This is a genomic window from Flavobacteriales bacterium (genome assembly GCA_016779995.1).
Taxonomy (GTDB): domain Bacteria; phylum Bacteroidota; class Bacteroidia; order Flavobacteriales; family UBA7312; genus UBA8444.
This window is the reverse complement of the sequence record JADHMO010000012.1, coordinates 1-13,910: the sequence shown is the minus strand read 5'-3', so window position 1 is coordinate 13,910 and position 13,910 is coordinate 1. Positions and strand designations below refer to the sequence as shown.

13 protein-coding genes are annotated in these 13,910 nt (G+C 32.5%); 8 read left to right on the top strand and 5 right to left on the bottom strand.

Going from position 1 to position 13,910, the window contains the following annotated elements; genetic code table 11:
• Positions 1-471: 471 nt before the first annotated feature.
• The 8 genes from ISP71_07380 to ISP71_07345 all read left to right on the top strand — a co-directional run bounded on the left by ISP71_07380 (position 472) and on the right by ISP71_07345 (position 7,220).
• A complete protein-coding gene (locus tag ISP71_07380; protein MBL6663907.1) occupies positions 472-555 on the top strand; it encodes a PD40 domain-containing protein in 84 nt (27 codons plus the stop codon).
• A 349-nt stretch (positions 556-904) separates the two neighbouring features.
• Complete coding sequence (locus ISP71_07375) at positions 905-2,029, top strand: N-acetylmuramoyl-L-alanine amidase (GenBank protein MBL6663906.1); 1,125 nt, start codon at positions 905-907, stop codon at positions 2,027-2,029.
• Complete coding sequence (locus ISP71_07370; protein ID MBL6663905.1) at positions 2,029-3,015, top strand: MCE family protein; 987 nt, start codon at positions 2,029-2,031, stop codon at positions 3,013-3,015. The genes ISP71_07375 and ISP71_07370 overlap by 1 nt, the downstream gene beginning before the upstream one ends.
• 9 nt (positions 3,016-3,024) lie before the next feature.
• Positions 3,025-4,332: a (Fe-S)-binding protein gene (locus ISP71_07365; protein MBL6663904.1), complete on the top strand. Its 1,308-nt coding sequence runs from the start codon at positions 3,025-3,027 to the stop codon at positions 4,330-4,332.
• Positions 4,325-4,750 carry a phosphoheptose isomerase gene (locus ISP71_07360; protein ID MBL6663903.1) on the top strand — a complete coding sequence of 142 codons (426 nt, stop codon included), beginning with the start codon at positions 4,325-4,327 and terminating at the stop codon, positions 4,748-4,750. Before ISP71_07365 ends, ISP71_07360 begins: the two co-directional genes overlap by 8 nt.
• A gap of 3 nt (positions 4,751-4,753) precedes the next feature.
• Positions 4,754-5,542, top strand: a complete 789-nt coding sequence (locus tag ISP71_07355; protein ID MBL6663902.1) for a (Fe-S)-binding protein — start codon at positions 4,754-4,756, stop codon at positions 5,540-5,542.
• Positions 5,543-5,544: 2 nt separating this feature from the next.
• Positions 5,545-6,012, top strand: a complete 468-nt coding sequence (locus ISP71_07350; protein MBL6663901.1) for an ABC transporter ATPase — start codon at positions 5,545-5,547, stop codon at positions 6,010-6,012.
• A gap of 44 nt (positions 6,013-6,056) precedes the next feature.
• Entirely contained in the window at positions 6,057-7,220 is a 1,164-nt protein-coding gene (locus ISP71_07345) for a hypothetical protein (protein ID MBL6663900.1), read from the top strand.
• A 7-nt stretch (positions 7,221-7,227) separates the two neighbouring features.
• On the opposite strand, the gene ISP71_07340 is transcribed toward ISP71_07345, so the two are convergent.
• From ISP71_07340 to fahA, 5 genes are all read right to left on the bottom strand, one after another.
• Positions 7,228-8,694: a hypothetical protein gene (locus tag ISP71_07340; protein MBL6663899.1), complete on the bottom strand. Its 1,467-nt coding sequence runs from the start codon at positions 8,692-8,694 to the stop codon at positions 7,228-7,230.
• Positions 8,695-8,725: 31 nt separating this feature from the next.
• The gene (locus tag ISP71_07335; protein MBL6663898.1) at positions 8,726-9,991 is read right to left on the bottom strand and encodes an adenylosuccinate synthase; all 1,266 of its coding nucleotides are present in this window, start codon (positions 9,989-9,991) and stop codon (positions 8,726-8,728) included.
• 10 nt (positions 9,992-10,001) lie between these two features.
• Complete coding sequence (locus tag ISP71_07330; protein MBL6663897.1) at positions 10,002-10,454, bottom strand: transcriptional repressor; 453 nt, start codon at positions 10,452-10,454, stop codon at positions 10,002-10,004.
• A 68-nt stretch (positions 10,455-10,522) separates the two neighbouring features.
• Complete coding sequence (locus ISP71_07325) at positions 10,523-12,742, bottom strand: bifunctional (p)ppGpp synthetase/guanosine-3',5'-bis(diphosphate) 3'-pyrophosphohydrolase (GenBank protein ID MBL6663896.1); 2,220 nt, start codon at positions 12,740-12,742, stop codon at positions 10,523-10,525.
• On the bottom strand, positions 12,739-13,910 hold a 1,172-nt coding region (gene fahA / locus ISP71_07320), incomplete at its 5' end, for a fumarylacetoacetase (GenBank protein ID MBL6663895.1). The genes fahA and ISP71_07325, both read right to left, overlap by 4 nt.

The window sequence follows — 13,910 nt, the reverse complement described above, 5'->3', positions numbered from 1 at the left end:
ATTAACCTTTAAATTCCAAGAACCTTTAGTGTAAATATCTCCAATAAGTGATAAATCCACATAGTCGTTAATAGCAAAGTAGTACCCGCCATTTCTTAAAAAGAAGCCTTGATTGGAAGATTCTCCATAAAATGGAAAGATGATACCTGAACTTTGTTTTTTCTGATTTGGAAAAAAGCCAAATGGTATGGCAAGTGGAGTAGGGACACCATTAAATTCTAATACTGCTGGACCAGTAATAATTTTCTTATTGGGTATGGTTTTAATCCTTTTTGCTTTAATAGAAAAATGTGGTGTTTCGGCATCGCAAGTGGTGTACCTACCACGAGAAGTAAATACCACATCATCTTGATTTTTCTTGACCTTTTCTCCAAGAATATAGCTATCACCCTCTTGAGTGCGAACCTCTTTGATAATACCTTTTTTAGTATTGAAATTATAAGTTATCTCTTTTGAAGTAAAGCTTTTACCATCTTCAGTAAAGACGGGATAACCGTAGTTTTCACCAGTACTATCATTGACAAGACTTTTGGCAAAAACAATATTTTTATCTGAATCAAGTTCAATATATGCGGCTTGAAGTGTTATGCTTCCGTATTTAATTTCAGCGTTATTGTATAAAAATACTTTGTTATTTTGAATATCATAATCGATAGAGTCTTTAGCAGAACTTATAACCAGTTCATCAATTTTATCGGCTGAAATTAAATTAGAATTAAGAACGATAGAATCGCTTTTAATTTCTTGTGCATTGCTTGTTGAAAAAACAAATAATGAGACTAAGAAGTAGCACATAAAATATGCTACTTTTGAGAATGATTTTGAAATGTAAAGGTGCTTTTTCAACTACACTTGTATTTGGATTCAAAACTAATCATTTCTACTATTTAAAAAGCTTGATATTATGAAACGCCATTATTTTATATTTCTTGCTCTAATAATGCTCTTTTTTGCTAGTAGTGTTTTAGCTCAGAAAAGTGTTGTTCAAACTATTGTGCTAGATGCTGGTCATGGGGGTATAGATTCTGGAGCTCCAGGCACAGGAAGGTATGCCAAAACAGAAAAGCACATTGCCCTTGATGTGACTCTTAAATTGGGAGAATATCTAAAAGCAGCCTATCCAGAAATGAAAATTGTTTACACTAGAACTAACGACACTTTCCCAACTCTAAAAGATAGAACAGACTTGGCTAACAATTCCAATGCCGATTTATTTATTTCTATTCATTGCGATTCTTTTACAAAGACATCTGCCAAAGGAAGTTCTTCCCACGTCATGGGTTTACGTTATACAGAAGCTAATTTAAGAGTTGCTCAAAAAGAAAACTCCGTAATTTTTCTTGAAGACAATTATGAAGAAAATTACGACGGTTTTGATCCAAACTCACCAGAAAGTATTATTGCTTTTTCTCTTAGTCAAACTACATATCTAGACCAAAGTATTCTAATTGCTCAGAAAATTCAAGAACAATTTAGAGAAAGAGTTAATAGAACAGATAGGGGAGTTAAGCAAACCCCATTATGGGTTACACGAGCCACTAACATGCCTAGTGTTTTGGTAGAATTGGGTTTTATTTCAAATCCTAGTGAAGAAGACTTTTTAAACTCTGAAATTGGACAATCTTATATGGCTTCGGCAATTTTTAGAGCTATAAAAGACTATAAAAAAGAATTAGAATTGTCATCGCCTAATCTAGCAGTAACACCAGTTTTAAACGAAACAAAAATTGATTCCACAAAGTTATTACCAAAAAATGAAACCACTCAAAAAGGTGTTATATTTAAGGTCCAAATTAAAACCTCTTTAGAGGATAAAGAAATTGCATCAATAATGAATTTTAAGGTAGATGTTTTCAAAGAAAAAAATATGTTTAAATACACTATCGGTAATGAAATGCAATTAGAAAAAGCTAAAGAAATCCAAAAAATAGCAGTTGAAAATGGCTACAAAGACGCTTTTGTCATAGCCTTTTTAAATAATAAGAAAATAGGAATTTCTGATGCTATAAATTTTCAAAAACAACAATAATGAAAGCAGAATTAAAGATTGGTATTATCGGTATTTTCTCTATTTTATTACTCATTTGGGGAATTAATTTCTTGAAGGGTAATAACATTTTTGGAAACTCTAATGAGTATTATTCCACTTATAAAAATATAGATGGTCTTGAGTCTTCAGCTCCTGTGAGAATAAATGGTTTGACGGTTGGAAATGTAACTGAAATATATTTTCATCCCAATAATTCAGGTGACATCATAGTTCAATTTACTCTGAATGATGATATCAGATTTCCTAGAAATTCAGTTGCCAAAATATATAATTCGGATATAATGGGTACAAAAGCGGTTCAGTTAGTTTATGGCAATTCTAATTTATATGCCTCTCCTGGTGATACATTATTCGCTGAAATAGAAAACGGCCTCAAAGATGAAGTGAATAAACAAGTACTTCCATTAAAGAATAAAGCAGAAGAACTCATTTCATCTATTGACTCTGTTATGACAGTAATTACTACTGTATTGGATAAAGATGCTAGGGAAAGTCTTTCAAGTAGTTTGAGAAGTCTTAATAGGACTTTTAGCACTATGGAGTTGGCAATGGTAAAATTGGATAGTGTAATTTATAAAAATGATTTAAGAGTAACTACTATACTTCAAAATGTAGAGTCTATTACTACCAACTTGCATAACAATAACGATATGATTGCAAGAACCTTAAAGAATTTCGAATCTATCTCAGATTCTTTAGCTAAATCTAATGTCAAAAATACGATCAATAATTTAGATAAATCGCTAGCAGACTTTGATAAAATTCTTCAAAAAATAGAAAAAGGTGAAGGAACTATTGGCTTACTTTTAAACGATAAAGAAATGTATAACAACTTAACTAGTGCTTCCAAACAACTTGATTTATTAATTGAGGACATGAAAAAACATCCTAAGCGTTATGTAACCTTTTCTTTGTTAGGTGGAAGAAGAACAGCTTTTGAAGTTACAAAAGATACCATTAAATAAGTTTAGTTTATGGGGATAGGACAAGTCATTTTCATATTAGTATTTATTGGATTTACGCTTTTGTTTATTAAAAACTTTAGAAGAATTCTTAGAAACATCAATTTAGGTAGAGATGTAGATAGAACAAACAACTCCTCAGAACGATGGAAAGTAATGACTCGTGTTGCTCTTGGGCAATCTAAAATGGTTAGCAGACCTATAGCAGGTTTTTTACACCTTTTAATTTATGTTGGTTTCGTCATCATAAATATTGAGGTTATTGAAATAATAATTGATGGAATTTTTGGCACACATAGAGTGCTATCTTTTTTAGGACCTTTTTATGCTTTCATAATTGGGGCTTTTGAGATATTAGCTGCTTTAGTTCTTATTGCTTGTGTCTTTTTCTTGACTAGAAGAAACATAATGCGTATTCCAAGATTCTGGAGTAAAGAAATGCAGGGTTGGCCTAAAACCGATGCAAATCTAATTTTAGTATTTGAGATAGTTTTAATGTTTGCTTTTCTATTGATGAATGCTAGCGACTCTTTGTTGGTTGCTATGAATTCTGTTCATTACAATGTAGAGTTTGCAAACCCTATAAGTCAATATTTCATTCCTTTAATTGATAATTTACCAGAAAGCAGTTTGATATTTGTCGAACGTATTTGTTGGTGGTTTCACATTATAGGCATTTTAGCATTTTTAAATTACTTAGTCATTTCTAAGCATTTACATATCATTTTAGCTTTTCCAAATACCTATTACTCTAACATAGAAGCTGATGGTAAATTAGCTAATATGGATTCGGTGACTAATGAGGTTAAAAAGATGCTAGACCCTAATATAGACCCTTTTGCTGCTAGTGATGATGCTGCACCAGAACGCTTTGGTGCTAAAGATGTTCAGGACTTAAGTTGGATTCAATTAATGAATGCTTACAGTTGTACAGAATGTGGTCGTTGTACTTCAGAATGTCCAGCAAATCAAACCGGAAAATTACTCTCTCCACGAAAAATAATGATGGATGTGAGAGATAGGCTTGAAGAAGTAGGTAAAGGAATTGATAAAGATGGGGAAACATTTAACGATAACAAATCCTTGTTGGATTCAATAACTAAAGAAGAATTATGGGCTTGTACTTCATGTAATGCCTGTGTAAATGCCTGTCCTATAAATATTGACCCCTTATCAATAATTATAGATTTAAGAAGATATCTAGTGATGGAAGAATCAGCCGCACCGATGGAATTGAATACTATTTTTACTAACATAGAGAATAATGGTGCGCCTTGGCAATTCTCTATGTCAGACCGATTGAATTGGAAAGATGAATAACAAGATTAATTTAGAAGACAAAATTGTAAATGGACAACATATAAGTCCAGTATTACCAGAACATGTTAAAAATTATATGATTGATATCGATGGCACTATATGTGACGATATCCCTAATGAAGAGCCTGAAAGAATGGCTACTGCAGAATTATATCCAGATGCTTTAGTGACTTTGAACAAATGGTATGATGAAGGACACATCATTACTTTTTTTACTTCTAGAATTGAAGAACACCGAGAAGTAACAGAAACATGGTTAAAAAAGCACGGATTTAAATACCACGGTATGCTTATGGGCAAACCTAGAGGAGGCAATTACCATTGGATAGATAATCACTTGGTAAGAGCGACTCGATATGAAGGTAAGTTTACAGATTTAGTAGAAAAAAATGTAACTATTCAAGTATTTGAAAAATAAGATATGAGTGAATTAGTAGTACCAACAATGGCAGAACTTATGGCCAAAGGAGAAAAAGCAGAAGTTCTTTTTTGGGTAGGTTGTGCAGGAAGTTTTGATGACAGAGCAAAGAAGATTACAAAAGCATTTGTCAAACTTTTAAATAAAGCAAATGTCAAATTTGCTGTGCTTGGTACTGAAGAAAGTTGTAGTGGTGACCCTGCAAGACGAGCTGGAAACGAATTTTTATTCCAAATGCAAGCTATGGCAAATATTGAAGTCATGAATGCTTATGAGGTTCAAAAGGTGGTTACAGCTTGTCCACACTGCTTTAACACCCTAAAAAATGAATATCCAGACTTAGGTGGAAAATATGATGTAGTACATCATACTCAATTGCTGAAAGAGTTGTTAGACAATGGCAAACTAACTATTGAAGGAGGAAGTTTTGAAGGTAAGAAAATTACTTTTCATGACCCTTGTTACTTGGGTAGAGCCAATGATGTTTATGAAGCACCAAGAGAATTGATTCAGAAACTTGATGCCGAATTGGTTGAAATGAAACGTTGCAAAGCCAAAGGCTTATGTTGTGGGGCGGGAGGTGCTCAGATGTTTAAAGAGCCAGAAAAAGGCAACAAAGACATTAATATTGAGCGTACAGAAGATGCTTTGGCCGTAAAACCTGAGTTTATTGCTACAGGCTGTCCATTTTGTAATACTATGATGACAGACGGTATCAAAAACAAAGAGAAAGAAAATGACATTCAAGTCATGGATATTGCTGAAATGATTGCTCAAGCTCAAGACCTTTAAACATGTACGTTCCTTACGATCAAATAAGCTCTGATGCTAGAGTATGGATTTATCAATCTGATAGGGCTTTTAATGCTGCTGAAAAGACAGATATAGAAAGTCAACTCACCGATTTATGTAACAATTGGAATACCCATGGCACAGCATTGCATTGTTCATTTCAGATACACGATTGGTTCATTTGCTTGTTTGTAGATGAAAGTATGCAGGGGGCAAGTGGTTGTTCTATTGATAGTTCGGTAGCAGTAATCAAAGCTATCGCTAATCAATACAATATCGACTTTTTCAACAGAATGAATATTGCCTTTTTGGACGGCGAATTAACTCAGGCATTACCTCTAGCAGAGTTTAAAAAACAGCTTACTCCTCAAACAGTAGTGTATAATAATTTGGTAAGGACCAAAAGTGAATACGAAAGTAAATGGAAAGTGCCATTATCAGAAAGTTGGTTAGCTAAGTATATTTCCTAAACTATATAATTTTCATACATTTGTTATACCTTAAAATTAATGTCATGAAAACTAAAATTGCATTACCTCTTTTATTTCTAATCTTTATATTTTCTAATTTAAATGCTCAAATTGAAAATGAAATAAAATCATTTTCTGATTCCACAACTGAATTTGTGAATAATGGTAGAAAGCTATTGATTCAATCCATTGCCAAAGAAGACTATGAAAAAGCAAAAGAAATTAGCCAATATTTAACTGAATACACAGCAGATAAAGCCTATTCTGCTTTTTACTATTTAGAAAATTTAAATATTAGTTTACTCACATCAGATTTTTCTGGCTTTTTAGAAAAAGTTGAAAATTATGAAAAATACAAGAATCAAATGCTTTATCCAGATTCTTACGAGATAGGCAATGTATTGCAAAAAGAAATTTACAATAAAAAAGAAAACATATTAAGTAACTTAAAAAAGACTTCTATAGAAAGTGAAGGGAAAAGAATAATAGATATTTATTTACACCAAGTTATAGAGGGTTCTAAAAATGAAGAATATTCTAAATTATTAAGGAACTATAAAAGTGATTTTCCAGAAACTAAATATTCTGAATTTGTACAGAAGGGATTGCCTAAAAAACATAATCCAGCCTATTTTACGTATACATTTGGCACAGGTGGTGTTGGCTTAACTAATAATTTAAAAAATACATTTTCTACTAACCTAATTTTTAACATGTCTATGGATTTAAGAATTAATAAGGTATTTGCTAGTTTTTATCTTAATACTACTAACTTTAAAGTAAAAACTCCATTTTTTGGATATTCAGATAATAATGAATCCGTTAATTTTGAATTGAACGAATCCATAACATATTTCAAAAGAGGTATATTTTTGGGTTATTTCACGGATAATTCTGAAAGGCTAAACTTTGCTCCGTATATTAACCTATCAGCGACTTCATTGGAGAGTAATAAATTTGAACCCTCTGAACATGACAAGGAATATGTTTTAATAAATAACTTCACTTATGGAGTTGGTTGTCGTGCAGAAATTAAAATAGCTCAATTTGATGCTAAATATCCGTATTATGGAATGCTTAGTCCAAAACATCATTTTGCTTTGGCACTAAATGTTGGATACGATATCATTTCTCAATCAGATGAATTTTTTGAAGGTAATTTGTATTACGCCAATATTGGTATAGTTTGGGGTTTTGGTGATTTTTAGCTAAAAACTACTCCCAAATATCTTCTTTGTCAATAATACGTTCCGAATAACGTTCTTCAAAGCCTTCTAGCCTTTTCCATTTTTGTGGTAATTCTTCTATTGGATAAATGGTTGCATTGGGTTGTTTTTGAAAAGATATACGATGTATTTCTTTGTTATCCACATATATATTCATTTGGCTACAACTAACCGTATTAATACCAGAAATTTTATCTTCCTCATCTTTGATAACATAAACGGCTTGTCCATTACCATTAACATTAATTTTATGCAGTTCATTTCTTTTAAAGAAGCCCATCATATTTCTACCTTTAATTTGGTTGTATAAATCCAAGCTATCTTCAGAAATAATAAAGGCATTTTGCAAGAGATTCATTTTGTCAATGGCATTGTTTTTAATTTCTAAAATAACATGCTCTGAGCTTAATTGATAATTGTCCGACCAAAGTATGGGTTCGTTATACATTTGAATGGTTGAATCCCTCATATAATAATAGAGTAGCTGACATTTACCCTGCAAATTTTCACTATAAAATTTAGCACCTGTAAAGGCTTTGATTTGCTGGTGTTGTAAGCTATCTAAATTGGCAATAATAGTATCAGAATGTAGGTATAAGGTATCGTCATCAAAATCAGCCACTAATAAAGGTTCTATGGTAATTATTGAACTGTCTAATTTTTCAAAATATTCAGCTTTATGACCATATATTGTGTAATCGTTAGCCGTATCTTCTATAGCTATGTTATTCAAGGCTTTACCGTAGCCATTTTTTCTATCGTAAAACAAGATATCTCCAGATAATTTTTGATTATCATTTTTAAAATAAGCATTACTACTAAATTCAGATTTATCGGTGAGCGTATTATACCAACCGTCTTCACAATAAATGAAGTTACTATCCGATGTTATGGTTGTAGGTCCATAAAAATAAGCTATCTCTGATTCTGTATTGTAGTGTAGGGTGTCACACTCGATGAGATATTCAGGATTGTCTAAAGTGACATCGCTTTTAAAGACTAGAGTTTTTGAAGATGAAAGATAATCTCCCTTTTGGCTTTTTAAAACATTTTCTTTATTAGTGATTATTGCTCCTGAATAATAGGAAGCGATGTTTGTTTTTAAAAAATAATGCAATTCTTCTGTTTTTAATTGCATATCTCTATCTTTCAATACAATATTGCGTTGTAATATAGCTTTGTGGTTAGAGCCGTTATAATCTAGTTTTTCTCCATATAAATGGATGCTATCTCCTTTATTGATATGTATATTGCTGTAGGCTTCAAAACGATTTTCCTTAAAATAATGCCAAGCACTATCGCAATTCATTATAGCACCTTCGTGCATAAATCTAACATCACCGACTAATCTTCGAATATCGGGGTATTTACTCTGGTCAAAGTAGGTGTAATTGGCGTTAATAATCTCTAATTGACTTTTTTCTTGAGCATATATCACATTAATGAATACTATCATTAATGCCATATTTCTAAGTAAAATCAAATGCTTATCTGTTAAGAGTTTGGGTTCTATCAGGGCCAACCGAAACCACTACAATAGGTGTTTCTAGTTCTTTTTCAAGAAAATCGATATAGTCTATCAATTGAGATGGAGCATCATCAAGAGAAGACAATTGAGTTAAATCTTCTTTCCAAGCGGCTAATTCTTTATAAACAGGCTCAATAGTATCTTCACTAGCATCAAAGGGTAAATAGTCAATTAATTCACCATTGTATTTGTAGTGTGTACAAACTTGAATGTTTTCCAAGTTACTAAGCACGTCTGCTTTCATCATCATTAACTTAGTAACGCCATTAATAGCAATAGCGTATTTAAGAGCGGGTATATCTATCCAGCCACAACGTCTTTTTCTACCAGTAGTTGCACCAAATTCATTACCGACTTTTCCGATAAATTCGCCTACTTCATCAAACAATTCGGTAGGGAAGGGGCCACTACCAACTCTTGTACAATAGGCTTTGAAAATTCCATAAACATCACCAATTTTATTTGGTGCTATTCCTAATCCTGTACAAGCACCAGCAGAAATGGTATTAGAAGAAGTTACAAAAGGATAGGAACCAAAATCAATATCTAATAAAGTACCTTGTGCGCCTTCAGCTAGTATCTTTTTACCTTCTTTTTGTGCTTGATGCAAATAGTGTTCACTATCAATGTGGGTAAACGACTTTAATACTTCTATGCCTTCAAACCATTCTTTTTCTAAACTATCTAGCTCAAAATCCATAAAATCATTATCCAACATGCGTTTATGTTTAGCTACAAGTTTATCATAACGATTCTTAAACTCTAATGAATTGATATCGCCTACTCTAAGACCATTTCTGCCTGTTTTGTCCATATAAGTAGGTCCTATTCCTTTTAAAGTAGAGCCTATTTTGCTTTTACCTTTGGCTTTTTCAGAAGCAGCATCTAATATTTTATGAGTAGGTAGAATAAGATGGGCTTTTTTTGAAAGCAATAATTTTTTAGTTAAATCGACTTCCATCTTATTAAGGGCATCTATTTCCTTTTTGAAGATAATGGGGTCTATAACCACTCCATTACCAACGATGTTGATGGCGTTTTTATGGAATATACCAGAGGGTATAGTATGTAACACATGTTTTATTCCATCAAATTCAAGGGTATGACCTGCGTTAGGACCTCCTTGAAAACGAGCAATAATGTCATAGTCTTGAGTAAGTACATCAACAATTTTACCTTTTCCTTCATCGCCCCATTGTAGGCCTAGTAATACATCTACCGACATCTATATATATTTATTTTTTTGATTGACACTTTTCACATAAACCATAGAGGTTTAAGGAATGATTTGAGACTTTAAACTTTAGCAGTTCTTCTACAGTATTTTTAATATTTTGTATTCTTGGGTCACAAAACTCAATTACGGATTTACACGATGAACAAATCAAATGGTCGTGCTGACCACTAATTAAGGATTTTTCATATTGAGATTGGTTTTTACCAAACTGATGTCTTCTAACTAATTTACTATCAATTAAAAGCTCAATAGTATTATATAAAGTAGCTCTACTTACTCTATATTTTTTGTTCTTCATTTTTATGTACAAGGTCTCAATATCAAAATGACCATTGTGGTCGTATATTTCCTGCAAAATTGCAAAGCGTTCAGGAGTTTTACGCTGACCATTTTTCTCAAGATATTGAGTAAAGATTTCTAATACAGATGAAGTCGATTCTATCCTAGACATTTGTAATAATGTAAAGGGTAAAAATAACTTTTTTTTGAAAAGAAAGAGGACTAATTTTTCAACACTTTTTAAAGACGTTCTACCGACTCAACACCTTCAATACTCTCTAATTTGTTAATAAGATTTTCGAGGTGGACTTTATTAATTACGATTACAGAAATTCTACCATCAAAAATACCGTTGTTTGATTTGATATTAATGGACGAAATATTCACATTCATTTCGTTAGAAATGAGTTTAGTGATTTTATTGACTAAACCAATTTGGTCAAAGCCGTTTATACGTAAAATGGCTGAGTATTCTAGATTTTCAATAGTAGCCCATTTGGCTTTTAAAATTCTATAAGCATATCTAGATTGTAGCTGAATAGCGTTAGGACAATTGACATTATGAACCTTTATTCCCTCATTGATAGTTGTAAAGCCAAATATCTCATCACCACCGATGGAAGAACAGCATTTAGCAAGTTTGTAATCTAGTATTTGTTTATCATTACCAAAAAGTATAGCAGGTTGACTATTGGCACGTTTTACTGTTTCACTGTTGCCAATATTCTTTTGTTCCTTCTTAGAAATTTTACTTTTTAGCAAACCATACCAACCTTGATTTTTGGTGTTCACATAAGAACGGATATGCTTATTATTAAGCTTACCAACACCAAAAAGATAGTACATGTCAAGGCTGTTTTTAAGGTTAAAAAACTTCAACATTTCATTTTCGGTATTATGATTGAAGTTAATTTTTATATGCCTTAATTTCCTTAATAATAATTCTTTTCCTTCTTGCCCTATTTTCTTTTTTTCTTCTTTCAGAGCGTTTTTGATTTTTGACTTTGCTCTAGAAGTTTTAACGAAACTTAGCCAATCTTCCTTTGGTGATTGTTTATTAGATGTTATAATCTCTACTTGGTCTCCACTTTTTAGTATGTGAGAAAATGGTACTAGTTTACCATTGACTTTAGCACCTAAACAATGGCTACCAACTTCTGTATGTATTTCATATGCAAAGTCAAGAGGAGTAGCATCTTTAGGTAATGTTTTTAAGTCGCCATTTGGAGTAAAAATGAATATTTCTTCAGAGAAAAGATTCATTTTAAAATTATCCACAAAATCTATGGCATTGGAATCTGGATTTTCTAATAACTCTCTTATTCTATTAATCCAATTATCAAGATTTGATTCTTTCGAAGATGAGTCTTTGTACTTCCAATGGGCAGCAAAGCCTTTTTCAGCGATATCGTCCATTCTTTCAGTTCGAATTTGTACTTCTACCCATTTTCCATTAGGTCCCATAACAGTAGTGTGCAGAGCTTCATACCCATTGGCTTTTGGGGTTGAAATCCAATCTCTTAATCTATCTGGATTAGGCTTGTAAAAATCAGTGACAATAGAGTAAGCTCTCCAGCAAAAAGCCTTTTCATCTTCTGGATTAGCTTGAATGATAATCCGAATAGCAAATTTGTCAAATACTTCTTCAAATTCTACACCTTGTTTCAACATTTTATTTCGAATAGAAAAAATGGATTTAGGTCGCCCTTTAATGGTGTAATTAAATTCTTGTTTATTTAATTCTTCTTTTAGCGGGATTGTAAATTTATTGATGTAACGAACTCTTGATCGTTTACTTTCAGCTAATTTCTCTGAAATAGCCTTATAAATTTCAGATTTGGTATATTTTAATCCTAAATCTTCTAGCTCTGTTTTAATAGCATAAAGCCCTAACCTATGAGCAAGAGGGGCGTAGAGGTACAATGTTTCAGAGGCAATCTTTAACTGTTTATGTTTAGGCATAGAGGCTAGAGTACGCATATTATGCAATCTGTCAGCTAGCTTTATAAGAATAACTCGAACATCGTCAGAAAGGGTGAGAAGCATCTTTCTAAAATTTTCAGCTTGCATAGATACGTTTTGATCGTATACATCAGAAATTTTAGTTAATCCGTCTATAATTCTTGCTGCCTTAGAGTCAAAAATACGTTCAATATCTTCTAAGGTATAATCGGTATCTTCAACAACATCGTGTAATAAAGCACAAATTATAGAAGTTGTACCTAAACCAATGTCTTTAGCAGCTATCCTCGCAACATCAATTGGATGATAAATGTAGGGCTCACCAGATTTACGACGCATATCTTTATGAGCCTCAACAGCAATGTTAAAAGCTTTACGAATACGTTTTTTATCTTCCTTATCGGTTTTATCACTACAATCTCTAAGTAATCCTCTGTATCTATTGAGAATTTCTTTTCTTTCTATGTCAAGATTTATAGACTGCAAAGTGAAGGTTATTTAGAGGGGAGTACTTTTGTTCTAACTTCACCAAATCCAATTCTAACATTGTCTTTAGTGCTATATGCTTTCATTATAACGGTGTCACCATCGTTGATAAATTTACGTTCGCTGCCATCAGGCATTGATAATGGTTTTGTACCTTTCCAAGAAAGCTCTAACATTGAGCCATAGGCACTTTCATCATTTCCAGAAATAGTTCCTGAAGCCATCATATCACCAGCGTGGATGTCACAGCCATTTACGGTATGATGGGCTAATTGCTGATTCATATTCCAGTACATGTATTTGTAGTTGGATTTTGAGACAGTATGTGCAGAGAAGTTATCGGATTCAATCTGAACTTCTAAATTGATATCAATGTTTTTATTTCCTGTAAACTTTAAATAAGGTAGAACTTCAGGCTTCTGTTCTTCACCTTGACATCTGAAAGGTTCTAATGCATCTAATGTAACAATCCAAGGCGAAATAGAGGAAGCGAAGTTTTTAGCTAAAAATGGTCCTAATGGCACGTATTCCCATTTCTGAATATCTCTTGCAGACCAATCGTTGAAAATAACCATTCCGAAAATATAATCTTCAGCTTCATCTATTGAAATAGAATCACCCAACGGTTTTCCTTCACCAGTAATGAATGCCATTTCTAATTCAAAATCTAGTAATTTACAAGGTCCGAAAACAGGTGCTTTTGCATCTAAAGGTAATTGTTGACCTTTAGGTCTGTAAATATCTGTGCCAGATAGTATTATGGACGATGCACGACCATGATAGCCTACAGGTATATGTAGCCAATTTGGCAACAAGGCATTGTCAGGATCTCTAAACATACAACCCACATTATAAGCATGTTGGCGAGAAGAATAAAAGTCTGTGTAATCTCCAACTTTTACTGGCATACACATTTCTACATCTTGTAAGTCAAATAAGGCAGAAGTAAATTTATCTTTATTATTCTCATCAGTAAAAATTTCAGATATTCTATTCCTAACAGAACGCCAATCTGATTTTTTCTTTTTAAGAAAGTCGTTTAAAAAATCTTTGTCAAAATAGTTTTCAGAAAGGATACCATGAAATGCCCCTAGTTCATACAACTTTGATAGGTTTATTACTGTATCACCAATTCGGCTTACTCCGAATTTACTGTTGTTAATATTTGCTATTCCGAAAG

Bases quoted from the DNA above. Each gene is read 5' to 3' on its own strand.
- ISP71_07345 (MBL6663900.1), top strand. From the start codon at position 6,057: ATGAAAACTAAAATTGCATTACCTCTTTTATTTCTAATCTTTATATTT.
- ISP71_07335 (MBL6663898.1), bottom strand. From the start codon at position 9,991: ATGTCGGTAGATGTATTACTAGGCCTACAATGGGGCGATGAAGGAAAA.
- ISP71_07340 (MBL6663899.1), bottom strand. From the start codon at position 8,694: ATGATAGTATTCATTAATGTGATATATGCTCAAGAAAAAAGTCAATTA.
- ISP71_07330 (MBL6663897.1), bottom strand. From the start codon at position 10,454: ATGTCTAGGATAGAATCGACTTCATCTGTATTAGAAATCTTTACTCAA.
- ISP71_07355 (MBL6663902.1), top strand. From the start codon at position 4,754: ATGAGTGAATTAGTAGTACCAACAATGGCAGAACTTATGGCCAAAGGA.
- ISP71_07365 (MBL6663904.1), top strand. From the start codon at position 3,025: ATGGGGATAGGACAAGTCATTTTCATATTAGTATTTATTGGATTTACG.
- ISP71_07350 (MBL6663901.1), top strand. From the start codon at position 5,545: ATGTACGTTCCTTACGATCAAATAAGCTCTGATGCTAGAGTATGGATT.
- ISP71_07370 (MBL6663905.1), top strand. From the start codon at position 2,029: ATGAAAGCAGAATTAAAGATTGGTATTATCGGTATTTTCTCTATTTTA.
- ISP71_07360 (MBL6663903.1), top strand. From the start codon at position 4,325: ATGAATAACAAGATTAATTTAGAAGACAAAATTGTAAATGGACAACAT.
- ISP71_07375 (MBL6663906.1), top strand. From the start codon at position 905: ATGAAACGCCATTATTTTATATTTCTTGCTCTAATAATGCTCTTTTTT.